Annotated in this window: 24 protein-coding genes; 16 read left to right on the top strand and 8 right to left on the bottom strand. The window is 72.3% G+C overall.

Annotated elements, in window-relative coordinates; genetic code table 11:
- Positions 1-6: 6 nt before the first annotated feature.
- The 4 genes from GA0070216_RS36085 to GA0070216_RS12525 form a co-directional block, all read right to left on the bottom strand.
- Positions 7-984, bottom strand: coding sequence for an ABC transporter ATP-binding protein (locus GA0070216_RS36085; protein WP_176738943.1), 978 nt, complete (start codon positions 982-984; stop codon positions 7-9).
- Positions 981-1,292 carry a winged helix-turn-helix domain-containing protein gene (locus GA0070216_RS12515; RefSeq protein ID WP_091244322.1) on the bottom strand — a complete coding sequence of 104 codons (312 nt, stop codon included), beginning with the start codon at positions 1,290-1,292 and terminating at the stop codon, positions 981-983. The genes GA0070216_RS36085 and GA0070216_RS12515 overlap by 4 nt, the downstream gene beginning before the upstream one ends.
- Positions 1,289-1,918, bottom strand: coding sequence for a transporter (locus GA0070216_RS12520; RefSeq protein WP_091244326.1), 630 nt, complete (start codon positions 1,916-1,918; stop codon positions 1,289-1,291). Before GA0070216_RS12520 ends, GA0070216_RS12515 begins: the two co-directional genes overlap by 4 nt.
- A 217-nt stretch (positions 1,919-2,135) precedes the next feature.
- Positions 2,136-4,223, bottom strand: coding sequence for a HelD family protein (locus tag GA0070216_RS12525; protein ID WP_091244329.1), 2,088 nt, complete (start codon positions 4,221-4,223; stop codon positions 2,136-2,138).
- A gap of 336 nt (positions 4,224-4,559) precedes the next feature.
- Here GA0070216_RS12525 and GA0070216_RS12530 point away from each other — a divergent pair, with 336 nt between their 5' ends.
- The 3 genes from GA0070216_RS12530 (at position 4,560) to GA0070216_RS12540 (ending at position 7,620) form a co-directional block, all read left to right on the top strand.
- Positions 4,560-5,141, top strand: a complete 582-nt coding sequence (locus GA0070216_RS12530) for an ArsR/SmtB family transcription factor (protein ID WP_091244332.1) — start codon at positions 4,560-4,562, stop codon at positions 5,139-5,141.
- A gap of 151 nt (positions 5,142-5,292) precedes the next feature.
- Entirely contained in the window at positions 5,293-6,735 is a 1,443-nt protein-coding gene (locus GA0070216_RS12535) for an MFS transporter (RefSeq protein WP_091244335.1), read from the top strand.
- Between the two features lie 33 nt (positions 6,736-6,768).
- Positions 6,769-7,620, top strand: a complete 852-nt coding sequence (locus GA0070216_RS12540) for a menaquinone biosynthetic enzyme MqnA/MqnD family protein (protein WP_091244341.1) — start codon at positions 6,769-6,771, stop codon at positions 7,618-7,620.
- A gap of 160 nt (positions 7,621-7,780) precedes the next feature.
- Here the strand turns inward: GA0070216_RS12540 and GA0070216_RS12545 are convergent, their stop codons facing one another.
- Together GA0070216_RS12545 and GA0070216_RS12550 are read right to left on the bottom strand one after the other, a co-directional pair.
- Positions 7,781-8,728, bottom strand: coding sequence for a serine hydrolase (locus GA0070216_RS12545; protein WP_091244344.1), 948 nt, complete (start codon positions 8,726-8,728; stop codon positions 7,781-7,783).
- Positions 8,728-9,714 carry a hypothetical protein gene (locus GA0070216_RS12550; protein ID WP_091244348.1) on the bottom strand — a complete coding sequence of 329 codons (987 nt, stop codon included), beginning with the start codon at positions 9,712-9,714 and terminating at the stop codon, positions 8,728-8,730. Before GA0070216_RS12550 ends, GA0070216_RS12545 begins: the two co-directional genes overlap by 1 nt.
- A 371-nt stretch (positions 9,715-10,085) precedes the next feature.
- Between GA0070216_RS12550 and paaA the strand changes: the two genes are divergently transcribed.
- The 6 genes from paaA to GA0070216_RS12580 all read left to right on the top strand — a co-directional run bounded on the left by paaA (position 10,086) and on the right by GA0070216_RS12580 (position 14,832).
- Entirely contained in the window at positions 10,086-11,159 is a 1,074-nt protein-coding gene (gene paaA, locus GA0070216_RS12555) for a 1,2-phenylacetyl-CoA epoxidase subunit PaaA (RefSeq protein WP_091244356.1), read from the top strand.
- Positions 11,156-11,467, top strand: a complete 312-nt coding sequence (gene paaB, locus GA0070216_RS12560; RefSeq protein WP_091244361.1) for a 1,2-phenylacetyl-CoA epoxidase subunit PaaB — start codon at positions 11,156-11,158, stop codon at positions 11,465-11,467. Before paaA ends, paaB begins: the two co-directional genes overlap by 4 nt.
- Positions 11,464-12,189, top strand: coding sequence for a 1,2-phenylacetyl-CoA epoxidase subunit PaaC (paaC, locus tag GA0070216_RS12565; protein WP_091244362.1), 726 nt, complete (start codon positions 11,464-11,466; stop codon positions 12,187-12,189). The genes paaB and paaC overlap by 4 nt, the downstream gene beginning before the upstream one ends.
- 25 nt (positions 12,190-12,214) lie before the next feature.
- Positions 12,215-12,769, top strand: coding sequence for a PaaD-like zinc ribbon domain-containing protein (locus GA0070216_RS12570; RefSeq protein WP_091245242.1), 555 nt, complete (start codon positions 12,215-12,217; stop codon positions 12,767-12,769).
- The gene (locus GA0070216_RS12575; RefSeq protein ID WP_091244364.1) at positions 12,766-13,980 is read left to right on the top strand and encodes a 2Fe-2S iron-sulfur cluster-binding protein; all 1,215 of its coding nucleotides are present in this window, start codon (positions 12,766-12,768) and stop codon (positions 13,978-13,980) included. The genes GA0070216_RS12570 and GA0070216_RS12575 overlap by 4 nt, the downstream gene beginning before the upstream one ends.
- A 222-nt stretch (positions 13,981-14,202) precedes the next feature.
- On the top strand, positions 14,203-14,832 hold the full coding sequence (locus GA0070216_RS12580; protein ID WP_141723066.1) for a hypothetical protein: 630 nt from the start codon (positions 14,203-14,205) through the stop codon (positions 14,830-14,832).
- Between the two features lie 160 nt (positions 14,833-14,992).
- Here the strand turns inward: GA0070216_RS12580 and GA0070216_RS12585 are convergent, their stop codons facing one another.
- Positions 14,993-15,373 carry a hypothetical protein gene (locus GA0070216_RS12585; protein ID WP_091244368.1) on the bottom strand — a complete coding sequence of 127 codons (381 nt, stop codon included), beginning with the start codon at positions 15,371-15,373 and terminating at the stop codon, positions 14,993-14,995.
- Positions 15,374-15,480: 107 nt separating this feature from the next.
- On the opposite strand from GA0070216_RS12585, the gene GA0070216_RS12590 reads away from it, so the two are divergent.
- Positions 15,481-16,332: a helix-turn-helix domain-containing protein gene (locus tag GA0070216_RS12590; RefSeq protein WP_218108193.1), complete on the top strand. Its 852-nt coding sequence runs from the start codon at positions 15,481-15,483 to the stop codon at positions 16,330-16,332.
- A 7-nt stretch (positions 16,333-16,339) separates the two neighbouring features.
- A complete protein-coding gene (locus tag GA0070216_RS12595) occupies positions 16,340-16,540 on the top strand; it encodes a DUF397 domain-containing protein (RefSeq protein ID WP_091244371.1) in 201 nt (66 codons plus the stop codon).
- A 286-nt stretch (positions 16,541-16,826) separates the two neighbouring features.
- Here the strand turns inward: GA0070216_RS12595 and GA0070216_RS12600 are convergent, their stop codons facing one another.
- Entirely contained in the window at positions 16,827-17,960 is a 1,134-nt protein-coding gene (locus GA0070216_RS12600; RefSeq protein WP_245722464.1) for a Fic family protein, read from the bottom strand.
- A gap of 193 nt (positions 17,961-18,153) precedes the next feature.
- Between GA0070216_RS12600 and mqnC the strand changes: the two genes are divergently transcribed.
- The 5 genes from mqnC to GA0070216_RS12625 all read left to right on the top strand — a co-directional run bounded on the left by mqnC (position 18,154) and on the right by GA0070216_RS12625 (position 23,913).
- The gene (gene mqnC, locus GA0070216_RS12605; RefSeq protein ID WP_091244374.1) at positions 18,154-19,344 is read left to right on the top strand and encodes a cyclic dehypoxanthinyl futalosine synthase; all 1,191 of its coding nucleotides are present in this window, start codon (positions 18,154-18,156) and stop codon (positions 19,342-19,344) included.
- Between the two features lie 614 nt (positions 19,345-19,958).
- The gene (locus tag GA0070216_RS12610; RefSeq protein ID WP_091244377.1) at positions 19,959-21,203 is read left to right on the top strand and encodes an LPXTG cell wall anchor domain-containing protein; all 1,245 of its coding nucleotides are present in this window, start codon (positions 19,959-19,961) and stop codon (positions 21,201-21,203) included.
- 300 nt (positions 21,204-21,503) lie between these two features.
- Positions 21,504-22,214: a demethylmenaquinone methyltransferase gene (locus tag GA0070216_RS12615; RefSeq protein ID WP_091244380.1), complete on the top strand. Its 711-nt coding sequence runs from the start codon at positions 21,504-21,506 to the stop codon at positions 22,212-22,214.
- A 67-nt stretch (positions 22,215-22,281) separates the two neighbouring features.
- The gene (locus GA0070216_RS12620) at positions 22,282-22,503 is read left to right on the top strand and encodes a hypothetical protein (protein WP_091244383.1); all 222 of its coding nucleotides are present in this window, start codon (positions 22,282-22,284) and stop codon (positions 22,501-22,503) included.
- 135 nt (positions 22,504-22,638) lie between these two features.
- Positions 22,639-23,913: a geranylgeranyl reductase family protein gene (locus GA0070216_RS12625; protein WP_091244386.1), complete on the top strand. Its 1,275-nt coding sequence runs from the start codon at positions 22,639-22,641 to the stop codon at positions 23,911-23,913.
- The last annotated feature ends 77 nt before the right edge of the window (positions 23,914-23,990 follow it).

A 23,990-nucleotide genomic window follows, 5' to 3' on the forward strand; every position in this document is an offset into this window, starting at 1 on the left:
GACTCCTCAGGCGGTGGGTCGGCCGCCGGCGGCGGCGCTGGTGGCGGTGGTCCGGGCGGCGCCGGCCGGGCCGGCGGCGGCCCCGGTGGCGGTGCTGGTGGTGGTGCCGGCCGGGCCGGTGCCGGTGGTGGTGATGGCGAGGAACGCCTCCTCCAGCGAGGTGGGGCGGACCTCCAGTTCGCGGAACGCGACCCCGGCGGTGACCAGGTCACGGACCAGTTGGTCGGCGTCGGTGGTGAGTAGGTGGGTCCGCCCGTCGGTGCGCTCGGTGGCGACCACACCGGGCAGCGTGGGCAGGTCGTCGGCGGTCAGGCTGACCCGGCGGACGCCGACGATGCCCCGGATCGCATCGACGGTGTCGTCGGCGAGCACCCGGCCCTGCCCGAGCACCACCACCCGCTGCGCCAGCGCCTCCACCTCTTCGAGGTAGTGGCTGCTCAGCAGCACCGTCCCGCCGTCGGCGTGGAACGACCGGATCGCCTCCCACAGGGTGTGCCGGGCCTCGACGTCCAGCCCGGTGGTGGGCTCGTCCAGGATGACCAGCCGGGGCCGGCCGACGAACGCCAGCGCGACGGCGAGCCGCCGCCGTTGCCCGCCGGAGAGCCCGCCGGTCTGTCGTCGCACCTGGTCGGTGAGGCCGAACCGGTCGAGCAGTTCGGCCCGGGGCACCGGGTCGGGGAAGTGCGCGGCGACGAAGTCGATCACCTCGCCGACCCGGAGGGTGCCGGGCAGGCCGGTCTCCTGCGGGGTGACCCCGAGCTGCCGCCGGGCGGCCGGCTGGCGGGGGTCGCCGCCGAAGAGCTCGACCCGGCCGGCGGTGGGCCGGCGCAGCCCGACCAGCATGTTGATCAGGGTGCTCTTGCCGGCGCCGTTGGGCCCGAGTAGGCCGACGAGTTCGCCGGCGTGGACGGTCAGGTCGACCCGGTCGAGGGCAAGGACGTCGCCGTACCGGCGGGTGGCCTGGTCGGCGTGGGCGAGGATCATCGGGTCTCCCTGGGGGCGGGCGGGTCGAGCAGGGCGCGGATGTTCTCGGTGTACTCCTCGAACGCCCGCCGCCCGCGCCGGCTGAGCCGGACCAGGGTGGTCGGGGTGCGTCCGCGGTGGGTCTTGTCGATCTCGACGTAGCCGGCGTCCTCCAGCTTGCGCAGGTGGACGGAGAGGTTGCCGGGGGTCATCGCGAGCAGTTCCTGGAGGCGGGGAAAGGTGATCCGGTCGCCGTCGGCGAGGGTGGCCAGGGTGACCACCACCCGCAGCCGGGCCTGGGCGTGGATGACCGGGTCCAGTTCGCTCATCCGTGGCGCTGCCGGGCGAGCGCACCTGCCACCAGCATCCCGCCGCCGCCGGCCACCGAGACCACCAGGGCGTGCCAGCCGGGGCCGGCGAGCACCCCGACGATGTTGACGGCGGTGAGCCAGACGCCGAGGCGGAACAGCGTGCGGTCGAGCCAGATCGCGCCGCCGGCCATGTGCAGCGCGCCGGTCAGCGCCACCGACAGCGCCGACCAGAGCAGCCCGGCGAGGTCGTGCGGCAGGCTGTCGGTGACCCGGCCGAGGATCAGCGACAGGCTCAGGAACCCGAGCCCCCAGGATGCGCCGTACCAGCTGCCGCGTCGGGCCGACTCACCGGCGACGTGCCGGTAGGCGCGGGCGCTGCCCACCCCGAAGACCGCCGCCGCGGCGGCGAGCAGCACGAAGAGCAGGGTCAGCGGCAGCCAGGCGGGCATGGCGACAAGCGTCCGGCCGTCGGGGGAGAAGCGCAGGAAGTAGATCCCGAAGCCGATCAGCCAGGCGAACCCCCACGGCCAGTAGTGCACCCGGGGGTCGGGTTCCAGCCGTCGGGCGGTGCTGGCCCGTTGCTCGCGGATCAGTCGCATCGCGTCGGCGGCGTCGAGCGGGGCGGTGTCGCCATCCGTGGTCATGCAAACTACTTTAAAACACAAAGTCCAGCCGCTGGCACGCCGGGTCCGCCACCGGACAGCGGCTGCCCACCCCGACGCGGCGGCAGCGCGGTGGGCCGACCGGTGCGGTGGCAGTGCTGCGGGCCGATCGGCACGGCGGGCCGACCGGCACGGCGGAGGATGTCCGGGTGGGCGGGCCGTCGCCGACGCCGGCACTGTCAGGGGACGCCGGTCGGGGTCAGGCCGCCGGTGGCTCGGCCAGCGGGCCGGGCAGCGGTGCGGTGTGCAGCACCGACAACCCGGACACGGCCCGGGTCAGCGCCACATAGAGGCGGTGCAGGCCACGCTGCTCGGCGGCCACGATCGCGGCCGGCTCCACAACCACCACGTGGTCGTACTCCAGGCCCTTGACCAGGGTCGCGGGGACCACGGTGACCCGCGCCGAGGCCGCCACGTCGTCGGCGGTCGCGGTCGGCACCCCGGCGGCGGCGAGCGCCGCGCGCAGCCCGTCCACCGCGTCGTCGGCGGCGATCACCCCGACCGAGCCGTCGTGCCCGAGCGCCGCGCGCACCTCGGCCACCGTCGCCGCCGCCAGATCGGCCACGGCACGCACGTCGAGCGCGCCGTCGTGGCGCAACGACACCGCCGGGGGTACGTCGACAGCCAGCGCCGGCAGCAACCGGTTGGCGAACGCGACCACCACGGCGGGCACCCGGAAGCCGACGCTCAGCGGCACCACCACCGCGTCCGGCTTGCCCAGGTGGGCCAGGGATTCCCGCCAGTCGGTGGCCGCCCACGGGGCGGTGCCCTGGGCCAGGTCGCCGAGCAGGGTGATCGAGCCGTGCTCGCTGCGGCGGGCGATGGCCCGGCACTGCATCGGGGAGAGATCCTGCGCCTCGTCGACGACCACGTGCCCGAAGCCGGTGGTCCTTTCGATCAGCCCGGCAGCCTCGTCGATCAGCACCGTGTCGGCGGCCGTCCACCGGGTCGCCTTCGGCGTCCGGCCCAGCTTCGTGCCGCGCAACAGGGCCTGTTCCCCGTCGGTGAGCAGCCCGTCGGCGGCGGTGGCCAGGACGTCCGGATCGCCGAGCACGGAGTGCACCAGCCCCTCCGGGGTGAGCGCCGGCCAGGCCGCGTCGAGGAAGGCGGTCACCGGGCGGGCCTTCCCCATCCGGCGCAGCCAGGCGTCGCCCGGCGACTCGGCCCGGCGGGCCTCGGCCTGGCGTTGCAGCAACCCGACCACCCGGGCCCGGACCCGCTCCCGCCCGGTGTCGTACGGCAGGCCCTCCCGGCGGGTCTCCTCGATCACCCGGTGCAGCGGGTCCAGGCCGATCCGCCAGCGGAACGAGCCGTCCGACACCATGATCGGTTCGGTGGGCGCGGTGATCAGGGCGTCCGCCGCGCGCCGGAGCACCCCGGCCATCCGGGGGTCGTGCTTGAGGGCGGCCACCGCCGGGTCGTCGACCGCCCGGACGGGCACCCGGGCGACCAGGTCCTCCACGGTGGCCTGGGCCACCTCGACCTCGCCGAGGGCGGGCAGCACCGCCGCGATGTACGACAGGAACGCCCGGTTCGGGCCGACGATCAGCACCCCGGCCCGGCGCAGCCGCTCCCGGTGCAGATAGAGCAGGTACGCGGCGCGGTGCAGCCCGACCGCCGTCTTGCCGGTGCCCGGCGCACCCTGGACGCAGATCGAGTCGGCCAGGTCGGCCCGGACCAGCTCGTCCTGCTCGGGCTGGATGGTGGCGACGATGTCCCGCATCGGCCCGACCCGGGGACGTTCGATCTCGGCGGTGAGGATCCGGCTGGCGGTGCCCAGCTCCTCGCCCCGGTCCAGGTGCTCGTCCTCGAAGCTGGTCAGCGCCCCGGCGCTGAACCCGAACCGCCGTCGTACGGCGATCCCCTGCGGGTCGCGGGCGCTGGCCCGGTAGAACGCGCGGGACACCGGGGCCCGCCAGTCCAGCACCAGCGGCTCGCCCCGCTCGTCGGTGACGTGCCGCCGGCCGACGTGGTAACCCCGGCCGGCGTGCTCGGGGTCGGTGGGGCCGAAGTCCAGCCGGCCGAAGAAGAGCGCGGTGGCCGGGTCGTCGGCCAGTTCGGCGACCCGCCGGGCCAGGTGCCGGCCGAGCTGCTCGGCGGTGTACGCGTCCCCGGCGACCTTGTCGCCGGTGGCGAAGAGCGACTGGGCGCGTTCCCGCATCCGCCGCAGGGCGAGCCGGGAGGTCTCCAGGTGGGCCTGCTCGGTACTGAGTTCTGTTTCGAGGCGGGTGGGTGCCGGCTGTGCCGGTTCGGGGTGTGTCCTGCCGCGTTCGTCGGTTGCGGGCACGGTGATCCTCTTTGGCGGTCGCGATCGGCTCGCCCGCGTATCCAGGACAGGTCCTTGGCGCGTGGGGACGTCCGCTGCGGTGCTACCTCACCACGGCCGTCGAGCGGTCAACCAGCGTACGCCCTGCCCAGCCTCCCGCTCCACCCAATTTCCTCCGTCCGGGCCGGTCACGTCGAGCATGCGGTGGCAAAAGGCGGCGAGGCGCTGACCGGTGACCGCCCGTTTCCGTTCGAGATCGACACCCGCGCCCTGCTGCGTCGCCGGTAGGGGGACGCCCGCCCCTGGTGGGGCGACCGGGTGCTGGCCGGGGTCCCGGGCAGGCGGGATCATGGGGTCATGACCGAGCCGCACCCCGAGCCGCGCCGGATGACGATCAGCGACCCACAGGTGATGCGGGCGCTGGCCCATCCGGCCCGAATTGCGATCATGGAGTACCTGAGCACGCGCGCGGAGGGCGGGACGGCCACCGAGTTGGCCGAGATCACCGGGCTGTCGCCGAGCGCGACCAGCTACCACCTGCGGGCCTTGGCGAAGTTCGGCCTGGTCGAGCAGGCACCCAGCCGGGGCGACGCGCGGGAACGGGTGTGGCGCGCGTTCAGCCAGAGTTGGCTGGTCGAGGCCGGGCAGGGGGCCGGCCCGGAGGCACGGGCGGCCGAGCAGGCGCTGGTCGAGGCGCACTCGGCCCGGGACGCCGAGCGGATGCGGACGTGGCTGCGGCACGCTGCCGACGAGCCCGCCGAGTGGTATCGCGGTGCCCTGTTCAGTGACTCGTTGCTGCTGCTCACCGCCGAGGAACTGGCCGGGCTGAACGACGCGGTGATGGCGTTGTTCGAGCCGTACCGGCAGCGGAACCGGTTGGCCGACCCGCCGTCCGACGCCCGTGCCGTCGCGGCCCAGTACCGCACGATCCCCCTCTAGAGACCCGCCTCCGCCTCCGCCCTGGCTCGGTTCGCCATGTCGCTGATGTAGCGGTATCGGGGCCGTCGAATACCGCTACATCGATGACCAAGAGTTGATCAACCATGGATAGGGGTTGCTTCGATCAGTTGTGAAGGATTATTTTCGAAGTATGTCCTTCACGATTGACGGGTCGCGCTGGTCCGACGTCTGGATCGCCGCGACCGCCCGCGGCACCACCATCTGCGGGGACTTCCTCGCCGCCACCGCCCTGGCGCTGGCTCTCCAGTCCGCCGGGGCGAGCGGCCTGGCCGTCTCCGGGCTGCTGCTGGCGGCCACCCTGCCGCTGGTGCTGTGCGCGCCGCTGGCCGGTCGGCTCGCGGACCGGGTCGACAGCCGTACCCTGCTGGTCACCGTCGGGGCGATCCAGACGGTGATCTGCGTCCTGCTCGCCTTCGCCACGCAACCGGTGGTCGTCATCGGGCTGGTCGCCCTGCTCGCCTGCGGGCTCGCCGTCACCCAGCCCTGCCTGGCGGCGCTGCTGCCGGCGATGGTCCGCCCCGGCGACCTGCCCCGGGCCAGCGCCGTCAGCCAGACCGCCGGCTCGCTCGGTGCCCTCGCCGGGCCGGTGCTCGCCGGGCTGCTGGTCGGGGAGTTCGGCACCCGCGTACCGCTGCTGTTGGACGCCGTCAGTTACCTGGCGCTGGTCGGCGCGGGCCTGCTGCTGCGCACCCGGCGGGGTGGCCGACGGACGGTGACCGCGACCGTCGGCACCGGTCCCGCCCCGGCCTGGCGGCTGCGCGCGGACCCGCTGATGCTCGCCCTGGTGGTCAGCACGGCGGCGGTGATCACCGCCATCGGCGGCATCAACGTGGTCGAGGTGTTCTTCATCCGGGAGACGCTGGACTCCTCGGCCACCGTCTACGGCCTGGTCGGGGCGGCCTGGATGGCCGGCATGCTGCCCGGCAGTTGGCTGGCCGCGCGGGTGGCCCGCCGGCTCACCGACGACGGTGCACTCGTCCAGGGGGTGCTCGCCACGCTCGCCGGGTGCAGCCTGGTGGTGGTGCTCGCCGCGACCGTGCCGACGGCGGCGCTGCTGGTGCCGCTCTGGCTGATCGGCGGCGCGGCCAACGGCGGTGACAACGTCTTCACCAACGTGCTGACCGCCCGGCGGGTACCCGAGGCGCTGCGGGCCCGCGCGTACGCCGTCATCGGCGCGGCCGTCCAGGGCGGCTCGATGGCCGGCTATCTGATCGGCGGCGCGTTGCTGGCGGTGCTCCCATCGCGCCCGCTGATCGCCGCCTTCGGGATCGCCGGTCTGCTGGTGGTGCTGGCGTGCGTGCCGGTGGTCACCCGGGCGGTGCGTCGCTCCCGCCCCGACCCGCTCACCTCGACGTGGATCGGGGACGGGCCACCGCTGTCGGGGACCGTCGAACCGACGCGGGTCGGGGGCCCGGGGGCGGTGTCGGCCGGGGGCGTGGGGCCGGCGCGGGCCGGGAACGGTGGGCCGACGCCGGGGGACGTCGGTGCGGTGGGGGCGGGCCCGCCGGTCGAGGCAGGCCCTCCGACGAGGGGAGACGGTGCGGGCTTGGCCACTCCCCGGGGCTCCCGGTGAGCCGGGAGGGACCGGCGAGGATACGGTCGGGTCATGGCTGAGCGCGTGGCACGCCCCCGGGTCGGGCACATCCAGTTCCTCAACTGCCTGCCGATCTACTGGGGGCTGATGCGCTCCGGCGCGCTGCTCGACGTCGACCTGCACAAGGACTCGCCGGACCGGCTCAGCGCCGCGTTGATCGCCGGTGACCTGGACATCGGCCCGATCTCCCAGGTGGAATACCTGCGGCACGCCGACGAACTGCTGCTCCTGCCGGACCTGGCGGTGGGCAGCGACGGGCCGGTGCTCTCGGTCAACGTGGTCTCCACCAGGCCGCTGGCGGAGCTGGAAGGTGGGCGGGTCGCCCTGGGCTCGACCTCGCGTACCGGGGTGCTCCTGGCCCAGCTCCTGCTCGCCGACCGGTACGGCGTCCACCCCGAGTACTTCCGCTGCCCGCCGGACCTGACCCAGATGCTGCTGGAGGCCGACGCCGGGGTGCTCATCGGCGATGTCGCGCTGCGCGCCCTCTACGAGGCGCCCCGTCGGGGGTTGGAGGTGACCGACCTCGGTCAGGCGTGGCGGGAGTGGACCGGTCTGCCGATGGTCTTCGCCGTCTGGGCGGTCCGCCGCGACTTCGCCGCCGCCCATCCGGGCCTGGTCAAGGAGGTGCACGAGGCGTTCCTGCGCTCCCGTGACCTGTGCCTGGCCGAGTTGGACCAGGTGGCCGAGGCGGCGGCCCGGTGGGAGCCGTTCGACGCGGCGACCCTGGCCACGTACTTCCGTACCCTCGACTTCTCGCTGGGTGCGCGGCAGGTCGCCGGCCTGCGCGAGTTCGCCCGCCGCGCGGCGGCGACCGGCGAGGCCCCCGCCCTGCCCGAGGACGGCCCGGAGTTCTTCGCCGGCTGACTTCCCGGCCAGGCCGACGGTCTCCGCCCCGGCCCCTCGTCGACCCGGCGTGCCCTGACGGTCTTGTGGGGCGCCATAGCGGTATCCACGATCGGGGATACCGCTACTTCAGCGAACCGGAGTCGATCAGCGGCAGCGACCGTGGGTCGGTCGACCCGGTTCAGGTGGCGGGCTGGAGCAGGGCCTCGGTGATCTTCTGGCAGTTCTTCATGCCGTAGTCGTAGCCCAGGTTGATCGGGTAGCGGACCATCACGCCCATCGTCCAGGTGCTGCCGATGGCCAGGCAGTTGATGTGCATCTCCTGCTCGCGGGTCCGGTCGATCCAGCCGTTCTTGATGGCGATCTTCTTCTGCTCGGCCGCCGGGAACGCCTTGCGGATGCCGAAGTCACCGGAGCCCCGGACCAGCTTCATCTCGTTGATCAGCCACTTGGTCCAGGTGGGGCCGGCGGCGCGGCCGTCGGCGATGCAGTTGCCGAGCCGGGCGGCGTCGCGGGGGGAGAGGTTGGTCCGGCTCCAGCCGCCGTCGGCGGCCACGCTGCTGTCGGTCAGCTTGCAGGTCGAGATCAGCCGCTTGATCGACGCGGACCGGCCGACGCCGTTGTAGAACTGCTCGGCCCGGGTGTTGTCGCTGTCCCGGATGATCTTGGTGGCGTCGGCGAGCTTGGCGTCGCTCGGGGTCTGCCCCGCCTCGGCCGCCCGGCGCAGGTAGTCGGCGACGATCCACGACTTGATCAGCGAGGCGGTGGTGCTGGTCTCGCCCATGTTGTCCGAGCCGATGATCTTGCCGGTCCGGCGGTCCAGGACGCTCCAGGCGTACCAGCCCCGGATGTCGAGGTCGAGGTCCCGGTCGGCGAAGGGCAGCGGCGTCAGCGAGGGAGTCGGGGACGGTGCGGGGGTGGGGCGGTCGTGCCGGTCGGCCGCCGAGTCGGAGCGGGCCGCGCTGGACGAGTCACCCCAGCGCGAGGCGGCGGTGGACTCCAGCGGCGAGCCGGGCAGCAACCGCAGCGAGACCAGCACCAGACCGATCAGGATCGCGGCCACGGCGACCAGCTTCACCGGCTGGTTGTCGTGCCGGCCGCGCCGCCTGCCCCGCCGGCTGCCCGCCATCAGAGCTTCCCGACGGGTTGCTGCGGCACCTTGAGCGCGGCACCGGGCTGCGGGGTGACCAACTGGGTGGCGACGCTGGCGCACACCTTCGCACCGTACGCCAGTCCGCGCGAGCGGGGGTATCGCAACATCACGGCGAGGCTCCACTTGTCGGTGACGGCGAGGCAGCTGACGTGCCAGTTGCCGTCGTAGCTGAGGACGGTCCAGCCGTTCTTCATGGCGACCGGACCCTGCGCCTTGATCTCGGCGGGCAGGCCGTCGATGACCCCCCACCTGCCGCCGCCGGAGCGGGCCTGCTGCTTGGTCACGCTGCCCCGGACCTGGGCCATCTCGTTCAGCACCCACTTGGTCCACTTGGGGCCGGCGGCCTTGCCGTCGGCGATGCAGTCACCGAGTCGGGTGGCGTCGCGGGGGGACATCCGGGTGAAGCTCCACCAGCCCTCGTAACCGGGGACGTTGCCGCGCTTGGTGTCGGTGAGGCCGCAGATCCTGATCGCCCGAATGAGCACCTGGCTGGGCTGGCCACCCGGCAGGGGCTTGTACGACCCGCCGGCCGCCGAGTAGACCCGGTTGGCCGCGTCGTCGTTGCTGTCCCGGATGGCCAGGCTGGCGTTCTTCTTCATCGCCGCCGGCGGCTCCTTGTCGCCGAGTTGGCGCAGGTAGTCGGCGACGATCCAGACCTTGAACATCGACTCGGTGGAGCTGGTCGAGGTCATGTTCCTCGAGCCCGAGAGCTCGCCGGTCTTGCGGTCCATCAGGGCCCAGCTGAAGAACGCCCCCTTGAAGTCCACCGCGACCGGAGCGGCGGCCAGGGTGGGGGCCGGCGGCGCGGTGGGCGCGGGGGCGGGCACCTTCTCCGCCGTGCCGCCGCCGATGCCGCCGGTCGCGTCGTCGCCGGAGAGCTTGGCGTACGCGGCCGGCACCAGCAGGCCGGTGCCGAGCAGTACCGCCAGAACGGCGAGCACCATGATCACGCGAGATCGCATGAGTGGGTGAACTCCAGATGTCAGGGCCGGGGGGACCGGCTGTTTCCGAGGGTGTCGGCTCGATCGCCGAGGCCGGGGGGTATGGCCTCTGTCTCGGGTGGCGATCGTCGGCAGCCGATCGGTGGTGACCGGGGAAGTCTACGTCCGGACAGCCGACGCGCCAGAATCCGACGCACGGCAAACTGCCGGTAAGTCGAGATAAAGGCATGATATGCGGCGCTTTGTAGCATTCATCTTTGATCAGTGACCCAAGTCATAGCGGGAAGCGTGCCCTGGTGTCGACCGAGAGTGTTCGCCTGGTAACGGAAGGGGCTTCGCAAATCCTGTTACACCCTCTGGTGTCACGGGCAGCGAGCTGTAACACTTGACGAATGTATGGCAACGACTTCGCCCCGGAGGAGGACGCGCCCGGTGGTGGCCTGCTCGGTCAGGTCGAGGCCGCCGAGGTGGCGCTGCGCGAGGCGGCGGCCCGCACCCGGGAGGCTGCCCCCGCGCCCGGCGAGGATCCGGCGGCGTACTTCGCCGACGTGATCGACGCCGACCAGAAGATCGAACCGCGCGACTGGATGCCCGACGCCTACCGCCGGACCCTGGTCCGGCAGATCGCCCAGCACGCCCACTCGGAGATCATCGGCATGCAGCCGGAGGGGAACTGGATCAGCCGGGCCCCCTCGCTCAAGCGCAAGGCCATCCTGCTGGCCAAGGTGCAGGACGAGGCCGGTCACGGCCTCTACCTGTACGCCGCCGCCGAGACCCTGGGCGTCAGCCGGGACGAGTTGGTGGAGTTGCTGCTCGACGGCCGGCAGAAGTACAGCTCGATCTTCAACTACCCCACCCTCACCTGGGCTGACGTGGGGGCGATCGGCTGGCTGGTGGACGGCGCGGCGATCGTCAACCAGGTCCCGCTCTGCCGCTGCTCCTACGGGCCGTACGCGCGGGCGATGATCCGGGTCTGCAAGGAGGAGTCGTTCCACCAGCGGCAGGGCTTCGAGATCCTGCACACCCTGTCGCACGGCACCCCGGCGCAGCGGGCGATGGCACAGGACGCGCTCGACCGCTGGTGGTACCCGTCGCTGGCGATGTTCGGCCCGCCGGACGGTGACTCCACCCACTCGGCGCAGTCGATGGCCTGGAAGATCAAGCGGTTCTCCAACGACGAGCTGCGGCAGCGCTTCGTCGACATGTGCGTGCAGCAGGCGGAGATCCTCGGCCTCACCATCCCCGACCCTGACCTGCGCTGGAACGACGAGCGGCAGGCGTACGACTTCACCCAGCCGGACTACGACGAGCTGATGCGGGTGATCAAGGGGGAGGGCCCGTGCAACCGGCAGCGGATGGAACACCGCCGCCGCGCGCACGCCGACGGCGCGTGGGTACGCGAGGCTGCCACGGCGTACGCCGCGAAGCAGCGGGCCGAGTCGCAGCGGGAGAAGGTGGCCGCGTGAGCGCGCCCAGCGAACCACCCCGGGTCCCGGTGACCTCGCCGCTGTGGGAGGTCTTCGTCCGGGCCCGACGTGGGCTGTCACACACCCACGTCGGCAGCCTGCACGCCCCCGACGCCGAGCTGGCCCTGCACAACGCCCGCGACCTCTACACCCGCCGGCAGGAGGGGGTCTCCATCTGGGTGGTGCCGGCCGGCGCGATCATCGCGTCCAGCCCCGACGAGAAGGACTCCTTCTTCGACCCGGCCGCCGACAAGGTCTACCGCCATCCCACCTTCTACGAGGTGCCGGACGGGGTGGACCACCTGTGAACGGCCCGTTCGAGTTCGCCCTCGCCCTCGGCGACGACGCGCTGGTGGCCGCCCAGCGGCTCGGCGAGTGGGCCACCCGCGCGCCCGAGATGGAGGAGGACATCGCGCTGGCCAACATCGCCCTCGACCAACTCGGCGCGGCCCGCCTGCTGCTGTCGTACGCGGGTGAGCTGGAGGGCGCCGGCCGGGACGAGGACGCGTTGGCGTTCCTGCGCGACGACCGGGAGTTCCGCAACTGTCTCCTGGTCGAGCTGCCCAACGGCGACTTCGCGATGAGCATGGTCAAGCTGCTGCTGCTCTCGGCCTACCAGGTGCCGCTCTACACCGCGCTGGCCGGCTGCGCCGACGAGCGGCTCGCCGCGATCGGCGCGAAGGCCCGCAAGGAGTCGGCCTACCACCTGGACCACTCCGCGCTGTGGGTGAAGCGGCTCGGCGACGGCACCGACGAGTCGCACCGTCGCGCCCAGGCTGCGGTGGACCAGCTCTGGCCGTACCACCACGAGCTGTTCACGGCGGACCCGGCGGCGCCGGTGGACCCGGCCACCCTGCGGGCCGACTTCGACGCGGTGGTCTCCCCGGTGCTGGCCGAGGCCACCCTGACCCGGCCGGCGACCGGCTGGACGCCGGGCGGTGGCCGGGACGGCGTCCACACCGAGCACCTGTCGTTCCTGCTGGCCGAGATGCAGGTGCTGCACCGGGCGCATCCCGGGGCGCAGTGGTGAGCCGACCGGGCCGGGGGTGGCACCGGTGACCGACCCCAGGGCGGCCGTGGCGGCGGTGGTGGACCCGGAGATCCGGGTGATCACCATCGACGAGTTGGGCATCCTGCGGGCGGTCGACGAGGACCCGACCACCGGCCGGGTGCTCGTCACGATCACCCCCACCTACACCGGCTGCCCGGCGATGGACGTGATCCGGGCCGACATCCGCCGGGCGCTCGCCGCCGCCGGTCATCCCGGGGCCGAGGTCCGTACCGTCTTCAGCCCGGCCTGGAGCACCGACTGGATCTCCGCCGAGGGGCGGGCGAAACTCGCCGCCGCCGGCATCGCCCCGCCGGCCCCGGTCGGCTCGGTCGGTGGTGTGCCGGCGTCGGCCGTGTCGGCGGCCCGTGTCGGGCCGGTCGGCGGTGGGCCGGCACCGGGTCGCTCGGCGGGCGTCGTGCCGCTGACCCTGGCGGTCCGCTGCCCGCGCTGCGGGTCACCGGAGACCGAGCAGGTCAGCCGGTTCGGTTCCACCGCGTGCAAGGCGCTCTGGCGCTGCCGTTCCTGCTCCGAACCCTTCGACCACCTGAAGGCGCTGTGACTGTCACCATCACCCGCCCGGTCCGTCGCCGACCGGCCTTCCACCCGCTGGCGGTCAGCGCCGTCGACCGGCTCACCGACGACGCCGTGGCGATCACCTTCGCGGTGCCCGATGAGTTGCGGGCGACGTTCGCCTTCGCCGCCGGCCAGCACCTGACCGTCCGCCTGCCCGCCGCAGCCGCGCCCCCCGCCGCACCGGGTGCAGCCGGGACAGCCGGTGCGACCACCGCCGTGCCGGCCGGTGCCGTGGCCGACCCGACCGGCGGCCCGGCTGCGGACGTCGCCGCCGGTGCGGACGTGCGGCGGTCGTACTCGATCTGCTCGACGCCCGACGAGTTGGCCCGGCACGGCCGGTTGCGGATCGGGGTGCGGGAGATCCCCGGCGGCGCGTTCTCCAGCTACGCCTGCGGCGCGCTGCGGCACGGCGACACCGTCGACGTGCTGCCCCCGCTGGGGCACTTCACCACCGCGTTCGCGCCGGAGCGGGCGCGGCACTACGGCGCGGTGGTCGCCGGTTCCGGCATCACCCCGGTGCTCGCGCTGGTCGCGACCGCCCTGGCCGTCGAGCAGGCCAGCACCTTCACCCTGGTGTACGGCAACCGTACGGCCAACACGGTGATGTTCGCCGAGGAGTTGGCCGACCTGAAGGACCGCTACCCGACCCGGCTGCACCTGGTGCACGTGCTGTCCCGCGAGCCGGGCGAGTCACCGCTGCTGTCCGGTCGGATCGACGCCGACCGGCTGGGTCGGCTGCTGGACACCATCGTGCCCGGCGACGCGATCTCCGAGTGGTTCCTCTGCGGCCCCTACCAGCTGGTGCTGGACGCGAAGGCGGTGCTGACCGACCGGGGGCGGCCGGAGTCGGCGGTGCACACCGAGTTGTTCCACGTCGACGCCCCACCGGAGCCGGTCCGCCGGGCCGACGCGGCGGCCGGTGGCGCGGAGGTGACGATCATGCTGGACGGCCGGTCGTCGCGGTTCACCATGGGCCGGGACGAGCGGGTGCTGGACGCGGCGCTCAAGGTGCGCGGCGAGCTGCCGTACGCCTGCAAGGGCGGGGTCTGCTCGACCTGCCGGGCGAAGGTGGTGTCGGGTGCGGTGACGATGGCCCGCAACTATGCCCTGGAGCCGGACGAGGTGGCCGCCGGCTATGTGCTGACCTGCCAGTCCAGCCCCGTCACCGACACCCTCACCGTCGACTACGACGGGTAGGCGGGCTTTCGGTCCCGCGGGTGCAGGACTTCGCTTCGTCGCGTGGCGGAGACCGAGGAACCGTCGACTGGCGGAACGACCGCGCCGGCAGGTCCCTGGTCGCCTCCGCCCTGGTGGAGGTCGAGGTCCGAGAGTCCGGCGGCATGGCGTGTTCGCCCGCGACGGCGACTGGCCCGGCGGTGTTACGGTCACGCCAGCAGCGCCGGCAGGGGTAGGAGCATCATGGAAAAGAGACACGTCGGCACGTTGGTCGTCGTACTGGCGGCCATGGCGGTCGTCGGCGCGGTCGGCGGCAACTACCTGGCGACCCGGAACAACAGCGCGGCGACGGACCGCACCGTGGATGCCGGCAGCACCGTGGACGCCGGCCGGCAGACGGGCGGCCCCGAGGCCAGTGGGGGAGCCGCCCCGGCTGAGCCGCCGGCGCAGCCGTCATCCGACGTTCCCACGGGCCCGTCCGGCTCGTCGGGAGACGGGCCAGCGCAGACGTACCGGCTCGACCGGGGTCTCTACGACCAGTCGTCGATGACGGTCACCGTGGTCAGTGCCGAGGTCACCGGGAGCAAGCTGCGGCTGAACCTGCGGTACCGCAACAGCTCGGTGAGCCCGTGGACGCTGAACTGCCCGACCGTCGCCGAGGACCGCGAGTTGGTGCAGCTCACCCTGGCCGGCGGCAAGACTGTGCGCCCGGAGAGCACCTACTGCTCCACCACCCGGCCCGGTGAGTCGTTCGACCTCGCACCCGGCCGCGAGCTGACCAGTTGGGCCGTGTTCCCGGTGGCGCCGCAGGCCGGCTCGCCCTTCGAGCTGTCCTGGTACGACTTCCCCGCCAGCGGCCTCACCCTGCGCTGACCCGCCCCGACCACCGACACCCTGTCAGTGCCGCTAGGGCTCGGTGAGGTCGTCGCGAGGTGCAGGGCGCTGACCACGCGCTCGGGAAGCCCTGCCCGGCGTGTCCGGCCGTCGAGCAGTTCCCACAGGCGGCCGGTAGGCATGGCGGCGTGTGGGGTGGTCAGTCGCCCTCGCGTAGGTGTGCGGTCCAGTAGGTGAGGTCGGAGTGGTGCTCCGTCAGGGCGACCGGCTCGCCGCAAGCCTCCTCGATCAGCTGGACCGCATCGTCCAGGTGCCCCGGACTGCCGTCCCAGTCCTCGTCGCGGAACAGGTGCAGCCCGACCTCGCCCCGGTCGTCACCGAGCGCCTGCGCCGCGTCGGGTGACACCAGCACCACCGTGTAGCGGGCGGCCTCCCGCTCGGCCTCGCTCGGCGGCTCCGGCTCGTCGCGCCTGCGCCGCCGGAACCGCTCGACCACGGACGGGATGGGACCGGGCGAGTCGTCCGGGTCGTACGGCCGTAACCAGGCGGGTGAGGGGCGGACGGTGTTCGAGGCAGTCACTTCGACGCTCCTTCATCTTCTGAGCAAGACTTGGATCGAATAGCAATTTGCGATTATGGTGGGGTTGCATAGGGTGAGCTGTCAATAGCGATCGGTGGGGAGTCCTGGTGGCGAAGCAGAGCGCGCCGACCGTGGTGGGCCGTGGGCTGGGTGGCGAGCTGCGGCAGATGCGGCGGGCCAGACGCCTGACCGGCTCGGGGGTGGCGACCCAACTCGGCTGGCAGCCGTCGAAGCTCTCCCGGATCGAGACCGGCCAGCAGGGCATCCGGCTGGAGGAGATCGCCGCGCTGCTGGCCATCTACGGTGTCGTCGGCGAGGAGCGCAAGCGGTTGCTCGACATGGCCAGACGCGGCCGGGAGCCGGGCTGGTGGGAGACGCACTCGGTCGGCCTGACCCCGTGGTCGCGTACCTTCATCCGGTTCGAGGCCGAGGCGACCCGGATCGTGGGCTGGGAGCCGTTGCTGGTGCCGGGCCTGCTCCAGTTGCCGGAGTACACCAGCGCCCTGATGAAGGCGTGTGGGGTGGCCCCGGCGGACGCCCAGGCGCGGGTCGCGGCCCGGCTGGGCCGGCAGGCGATCCTGGCCCGGGACGAGCCGCCGGAGCTGAGTCTGGTCATCGACGAGATGGTGCTCCGTCGGCCACTCGGCGGTCGCCGTCTGATGGCCCGGCAGCTCCACCACCTGATCGAGATGGCCGATCGGCCGAATCTGACCCTTCAGGTGGTCCCGCTTGCGTGCGGCGGACACTCCGGGTTGGATGGAGCGTTCGTCCTGTTCGACTTCGACCGGCTCCCGCCGGTGGTGCACCTGGAGCACAGGATCTCCAGCATCTTCCTGGAGAAGCCCGATCAGGTGGACGTGTTCCGTCGGGAGGCGGATACCCTGGCGAGGTCAGCGTTGAGCCCGGTCGAATCGGTGAAGTTGATAGCCCAGGTCGCGGTGGAGCACGAGCGGGAGTGAGCCGCAGATGGTGATCGCAGAGTTGTCGGAGGCCACGTGGCGCAAGTCGACCCGCAGCGGCTCCGACACCAACTGTGTCGAGGTGGCTGCGGTGGCGCATGTGGTGGGGGTGCGGGACTCCAAGGATCGGTCCGGTCCGGTGCTGGCCTTCGACCGGCGGTCCTGGGCCGCCTTCGTCGCCGACCCGCCGGCGCGCTCCGGGGTCTGAAGGCCGGTCTTCCGGCGTCCTGATCGTTGGGTCAGCAGCGCGACACGGCCGAGCAGGCACAGTCCTGGCAGCACGATCATGCGCGTTCCTTCCGTCCTGCGCCGTTGCCGAGTTCTCCTGGAGATCGACGACATCCGGCAACGCGGTGCGGAGGGCGGATCACGCCTGAGGAAGCGCTGTTGCTCTACGCCAAGGCGCCGCCCGGACAGGTGCTGGCCTTCGACAGCCGGTCGTGGCGGATGGCGGCCTGTGAGCAGCCAGTCAGGGGTACGTGGAAGCACCGGCCCTACCGGAGTCGGTCGTACGGGTCGATGATCTCCGTGGGGCGTAGGGCCGGGGTGGCGTGCTCACGCAGCGCGGTCGAGGCGACGTAGTACCTACCCCGGGTCTGACCGCGTTGTTCCAACAGGCCCGATCGCAGCAGTGCTCGGAGGTCACGGACGGCTTGGTCGTCGGTGAGGGACTCGTCCTGCTGATAGACGGTCCGGCGCACCCTGCCGCCGGTTGCCGCGAGTTGCAGGGCGCTGACCACGCGTTCGGGCAGCCCGTCCTGGCGTACCCGGTTGTCGAGCAGTTCCCAGAGCCGGGCGGCCTGGTCGATACGTTGCCGGACCAACTGTGCCTGTTGGTGGTGCGCGCTCAGGCAGAATCGGATCCACGGGCCGGTGTCGTTCGCGGGTTGCCAGGTTGAGCCGCCCACTTCGGCCAGCACGTCGTAGTAGGCGTAGGTGTTCCGGCCGGCACCGAGCCACTCCTCGATCGAGGAGAACTCGGGCGCGAGCACGCCGTCGCGGGCAAGCACCAGAGTGTGCAGGCACCGCGACATCCGGCCGTTCCCGTCGCGCCAAGGATGGATCTTGACCAGGTTCAGGTGTGCCATCGACGCGCGGACGAGGAGGGGGATGTCGGGTTCCGCACCGCCGAGCCAGTCGATCAGCTCGGAGACCAGGGACGGCACCTCGTCGGCGTCCGGCCCGGTGTAGACGCGCCGGCCGGTGTTGGCTTCATCGACATAGCTGTCCCCGGGTCGATACCGTCCGGGCCATTTGGTCAGTTCGTGTCGCATCATCATGAAATGCAGGGCGTTGAGGAGCATGTGTTGCCAGGCGAACTCCCGGGACTGGCCCAGTTGTCGCACGTAGGTGAGTGCGTCGCGGTAGCCGGTGATGACGTCCCAGGTTCCCGGACTGGTTTCCATCGGGTCTACACCGGTCACGGCGGCGACGGCATCGTCCAGCCCGACCTGGTAACCCTCGATCGAGTTGGACCCCTGGATCGCGTGGGCGATCAGGGACCTCCGCAGGTGTCCGCTCCACCGGCGTGGCTCGGCGACCTGGTAGCGAAGGGCCTCCCGCATCGCCTCCACCTCGGCGAGGACGCGCTCGTCCGCGCCCGTCAACGTGGGCGTCGAATACAACATGGGTTAATCATATAATCATTCCGGCATGATACTTGAATTATTCAGGCATCATGCGTGGGATGTCGCGGCGGCCGCCTTCGTTGTCGGTGACCCGATCGGGCTTGGCGAGCCCTCGACGCTGGTGGTGCGGGGCGCGTCACGGGTCGGCGCACCACTGGGGGCCAGGGCGGAAGGTCGGCGTACGCTCGGTGGCGTGACGGCGAACCGGGAGATCGACGACATCCTGCAGCGTGGCGCGGACGGCGGGCGGATCACGCCCGAGGAGGCGCTGCTGCTCTACACCGAGGCGCCCTTCCACGCGTTGGGCGAGGCGGCGGACGCGGTACGCCGGCGGCGCTACCCGGACAACATCGTCACCTACCTGATCGACCGCAACATCAACTACACCAACGTCTGCGTGACGGCGTGCAAGTTCTGCGCGTTCTACCGCGCGCCCAAGCACGCCGAGGGGTGGACCCACCCGACCGAGGAGATCCTGCGTCGCTGCGGCGAGGCGGTCGAGCTGGGCGCCACCCAGGTCATGCTCCAGGGCGGCCACCACCCGGACTACGGGGTGGATTACTACGAGGAGCTGTTCTCCTCGGTCAAGAAGGCGTACCCGCAGCTGGTCATCCACTCCATCGGGCCGAGCGAGATCCTGCACATGGCGAAGGTCTCCCAGGTGAGCCTGGACGAGGCCATCGCCCGGATCAAGACGGCCGGGCTGGACTCGATCGCCGGGGCCGGGGCCGAGATGCTCCCGGACCGGCCGCGGAAGGCGATCGCCCCGCTGAAGGAGTCCGGCGCGCGCTGGCTGGAGGTCATGGAGCTGGCCCACCGGCAGGGCCTGGAGTCCACCGCGACGATGATGATGGGCACCGGCGAGACCAACGCCGAGCGGATCGAGCACCTGCGGATGATCCGCGACGTGCAGGACCGTACCCGGGGGTTCCGGGCGTTCATCCCGTGGACGTACCAGCCGGAGAACAACCACCTGAAGGGTCGCACCCAGGCCACCACGCTGGAATACCTGCGGCTGGTGGCGGTGGCCCGGCTCTTCTTCGAGACCGTGCCGCACCTGCAGGCGTCCTGGCTGACCACCGGCAAGGACGTCGGTCAGCTCGCCCTGCACATGGGGGTGGACGACCTCGGTTCGATCATGCTGGAGGAGAACGTCATCTCCTCGGCCGGCGCGCGGCACCGGTCCAACCTGCACGAGCTGATCGGCATGATCCGCTCGGCCGACCGGATTCCGGCCCAGCGCGACACCCTCTACCGCCGGCTGGCGGTGCACCACACCCCGGCCGACGACCCGACCGACGACCGGGTGGTGTCGCACTTCTCCTCGATCGCCATGCCCGGCGGCGGTGCCGGCCGTTCCCTGCCGCTCGTCGAGGCCCGCTGAGTCACCGGCCGGGCCCGGCGGCGGTCCCTGCCGCTCGTCCAGGCCCCGCCCGGTCACCGGCCGACGGCGCTCTCGGCCACTCGTCCAGGCCCGCCGGGTCGCCCCCGGGTGCGGCGGCGATGGCCGGAGCACGCTGATTGTCGCTCAGAGTCACTGATTGGGTCGCCGGGGTGACTGGCTGATCGGGTTCGGTGGTCGGCCCGGGGGCTATTCGTGGTCGCCGTTCGGCGGAGGCGGCGGGGGATCAGCCACCACAAGACGCGGCAATTCCGGCGGGGCACGGCCCGCTGGGCGGATGCCCAGGTCGCGATGGTCCGGCGCGGGGGTTGGCGCGGCGCGACAGTGCCCGCTAACGTGCGCCCGACGTACCTTCGTCTCCCGCGTGGGAGGCCCGGACACACTTCGTACGTCCTCCATCGGCCCGGGAGGGCCGTTCATATAAAACGGGGGCGGGATGGGTGACCATCCCGCCCCCGCTCCTCATCCGTTCGGGCCCGTCTGGGACAAAAACGCACGTCACGGCTGGCGTACCGGCGTCGATCTCGGATAACGTCCGCTCGGTTCGCCACATCAGCCCCACCTTTCCCAGCAGTCCCTAGCCCCCCGGGGGATCGATGACTCTGTTCCACCGCTCGGCCCTGGCCCGCGTCGGCGCCGTGGCTTTGCTCGCCGTCGGTGGCCTGGCCACCGTCGCCGCCCCGGCCACCGCCGCCGACCAGGCGAAGCTCGACCTCGTCCCGCTCAGCTCCCAGCTGGCGCTGGGGGTCAAGGAGGCCAAGGCCAAGCCGTTCAAGTTCTCCGTCCAGAACCTCCGCGGCACGGTCGACGCCAAGGACGTGAAGGTCACCGTCGAGACCGCGGGCCTCAAGCCGAACAAGGTCGGGGTGCTCGTGCCGGACGGCTGTGCCGTCACCGGCACCGCCTTCACCTGCTCCCTGTCCGACCTGGGTGGCACCACCGACGACATCGCCGGCGGGACCACCGAGGAGTTCGGCATCCCGCTGTTCGGCACCGACACGCGCGGCAAGGGAGGCGTGCTGAAGGTGACCGTCAGTGCGCCCAACGCCACCTCGGACTCGGTCGACCACGACATCATGGTCGTCAAGCCCGGCTACGACCTGACCACCTGGGTGCAGGACGTCTACGCCGACGTGGTGGTCGACGGCGACGAGGCCGGCGAGAGCGGACTGACCGGGGTCAAGCCGGGCGGGACCGCCCCGCTGGACTGGGCGGTCTACAACGGCGGCAGCCGCCGGGCCACCGGCATCGCGTACGGCATCTTCCTGCCGGCCGGGGTGAGCTTCGTCGAGGTGCCCGAGGGCTGCGTGCAGCAGGAGTTGGGCGGCTTCGCGCAGGCGTACTGCGAGGACACCGGCGCGGTGCTGCGGCCGGGCGAGTTCTACACCGCCGACGTGCGGGTGAAGGTCGGCGCGGACGTCACCGAGAAGGTGCTCACCCCGGGCGTCCTGTTCGCCGCCGGCCTGACCGAGGCCGAGGGCACGCCGGAGGAGCAGCCGCAGGTCGCCAGCAAGGCGCAGCGGAAGACCTTCACCGAGTCCGACGATCTCGACAACCAGTCGCTGTTCGACGTGTTCGTCGACCTGACCACCGGTCCGAGCCCGTCGCCGAGCCCGAGCACCAGCCCGACCGGGCAGCCGAGCCCGAGCGCCAGCGCCAGCCCGACCACCAGTGGCGGCACGGGTGGCGGCGACGGCGGTCTGCCGGTGACCGGCGCGCAGGCCACCCTGATCGGTGGCATCGGTGCCGTCGTGCTGCTTGCGGGCGGGGCGCTGCTGATGCTCGCCCGTCGGCGTCGGCTCGTGCTGGTGACCCCGGGCGACGAGAAGCCGCGGAGCTGAACGACGGCGGGTCGTCGCACCACTGAGCGGTAGGGCGTAGCGGGCGGGGTGGTCATCCACCCCGCCCGCCGCACGTCCGGGTCACCCGCCCGGCCCGACCCGGGGTGACGCGCCGGAGACCCGCCGCCGAGGGGATGCGCCGGACGGCCGGCCCCCCGGGGGGTGACGTGACGGGCGGATCGGCCCCGGGGTGACGTGACGCGGGCCGGTGCCGGCCGGGGTGTCCGAGGTGACGGGGTCGGCCGGGGCGGGTGGCGACCCAGCGCCGGGCGGGTGGGCGGTGGCTGGCAGAGTGGAGGGGTGAGTCGTACCCCGCAGGGCCAGCGCGCCGGCCTGGACAAGTCTCCGCACGAGGTCGCCGCGATGTTCGACGGGGTGGCCGCCCGTTACGACCTGACGAACACGGTGCTGTCCTTCGGGCAGGACCGGTCCTGGCGGCGGGCCACCCGGGCGGCGCTCGGGCTGCTCCCGGGGGAGCGGGTGCTGGACGTGGGTGCCGGCACCGGCGTGTCGACGCAGGAGTTGGCCCGCTCCGGGGCGTACGTGGTGGGGGCGGATCTGTCGCAGGGCATGCTGCACGCCGGCAAGCGGGTCCGGCCGGAGGTGCCGCTGCTGGCCGGGGACGCGTTGCGGCTGCCCTTCGCCGACGCCTCCTTCGACGCGGTGACGATCTCCTTCGCCCTGCGCAACGTCAACGACACCGATGCGGCGCTGCGGGAGCTGGCCCGGGTGACCCGGCCCGGCGGCCGGCTGGTGGTCTGCGAGTTCAGCAGCCCGGTGCAGCCGGCCTTCCGTACCGTCTACCTGTCGTATCTGATGCGGTCGTTGCCGGCGGTGGCCCGGACGGTGTCCAGCAACCCCGACGCGTACGTCTATCTGGCCGAGTCGATCCGGGCCTGGCCGGACCAGGCGGCGCTGGCGGCGCGGATCGGCGCGGCCGGGTGGGACCGGGTGGCGTGGCGCAACCTGACCGGCGGGGTGGTGGCCCTGCACCGGGCCGTGCGCGGGTGACAGTGGGTGAACGGCAACTTTCAGTAGTGTCCGCTTAAAGTCTACTTTGCCCCGTATGCTCCCCTGCATGACGGGAGTAGCTCCGAGCGACCCACCGGGCACCACCGACCACGACGCCATCGAGCTCGTCGCCCAGCTCAGGGAGCTGGCCGGCGCGGATCCGGCCGAGGTCCGAAAGGTGGTGGCCGAGGTGCTCGGCGCACTCGACCGGGCGGCCGGCGGAGCGCTGCGTGACCAACTGCCGGCGACGATCCGGGCCGACGCCGGGCTCGACGCCGCCCGGAACTGAGCGGCGAACCGACCCCGACCCGCATGTTTCCAAGAAGTTAGGTACCCCTCACCCGGCGGCGGGGTAACCACGGTCATAGACTCCAACCCGATCGGCTTGTGAAGCATTTCACGAGCGTGCGGGAGGGAGGCGCAGATGACTTCGGTGGAGAACGACGCCGACGTGATCGTGGTGGGCGCTGGTCCCGGTGGATCGGCGACGGCGTACCACCTGGCGCGGCACGGCGTACGCGTGCTGCTGTTGGAGAAGACCGAGTTCCCCCGCGAGAAGGTGTGCGGGGACGGCCTCACCCCCCGGGCGACCCGGCAGCTCATCCGGATGGGCGTGGACACCTCGCCCGAGGCCGGCTGGCTGCACAACAAGGGCCTGCGGGTGATCGGCGGCGGGGTACGCCTCGAACTGGACTGGCCCGACCTGGCCAGCTTCCCCAACTACGGCCTGGTCCGGACCCGGCTGGACTTCGACGACCTGCTCGCTCAGCGCGCGGTCGCGGCCGGCGCGGAGCTGCGGACCAACGTCAACGTCATCGGCCCGGTGCTCGACGGCGACGACCGGGTGGTCGGGGTGACCGCCGAGGTCGGCCCGGACCGGGCACCCGCCACCTTCCACGCCCCGCTGGTGGTCGCCGCCGACGGCGTCTCCGGCCGGTTCCCGCTCGCTCTCGGCCTGGCCAAGCGGGAGGACCGGCCGATCGGGGTGGCCGTCCGCCGCTACTACCACTCGCCGGCCAAGCACGACGACGACTACCTGGAATCCTGGCTGGAGCTGCGCAGCAAGGACAGCGACGCGCTGCTGCCCGGCTACGGCTGGATATTCGGCCTGGGCGACGGCCGGGTCAACGTCGGCCTCGGCGTGCTCAACTCCTCCTCCGCGTTCGGCAAGACGAACTACCGGCGGCTGCTCACCGACTGGCTGGCCAACACCCCGGCGGACTGGGGGATGACCGACGAGGCGAACGCCGACGGCCCGATCCTCGGCGCGGCGCTGCCGATGGGCTTCAACCGGGTGCCGCACTACACCCGGGGGGTCCTGCTGGTCGGCGACTCCGGCGGCATGGTCAACCCGTTCAACGGCGAGGGCATCGCGTACGCGATGGAGTCCGGCGAACTGGCCGCCGAGGTTATCGTGCAGGCGCTGGCCCGGCCGGCCGGCCCGGAGCGGGAGCGGGCGCTGACCGCGTACCCGCAGGAGCTGAAGGCCCGGTTCGGCGGCTACTACCGGCTCGGCGGGATCTTCGTCAAGCTGATCGGCCGGCCCGAGGTGATGCGGATGGCGACCAAGCACGGCATGCCGCACCCGCTGCTGATGCGCTTCGTCCTCAAGCTGCTGGCCAACCTGACCGACCCGCGCGGCGGGGACGCGATGGACCGGGTCATCAACGCGATGACGAAGGCGGCTCCGGCCGTCTAGACCGACCCGTCCGAGGCCAACGACGGTCCCGGACGGGACAAGAGATCGACCCCCGCTGACGGCAGTCACGGTGGACG

The sequence above is a fragment of the Micromonospora matsumotoense genome, assembly GCF_900091525.1.
GTDB lineage: Bacteria > Actinomycetota > Actinomycetes > Mycobacteriales > Micromonosporaceae > Micromonospora > Micromonospora matsumotoensis.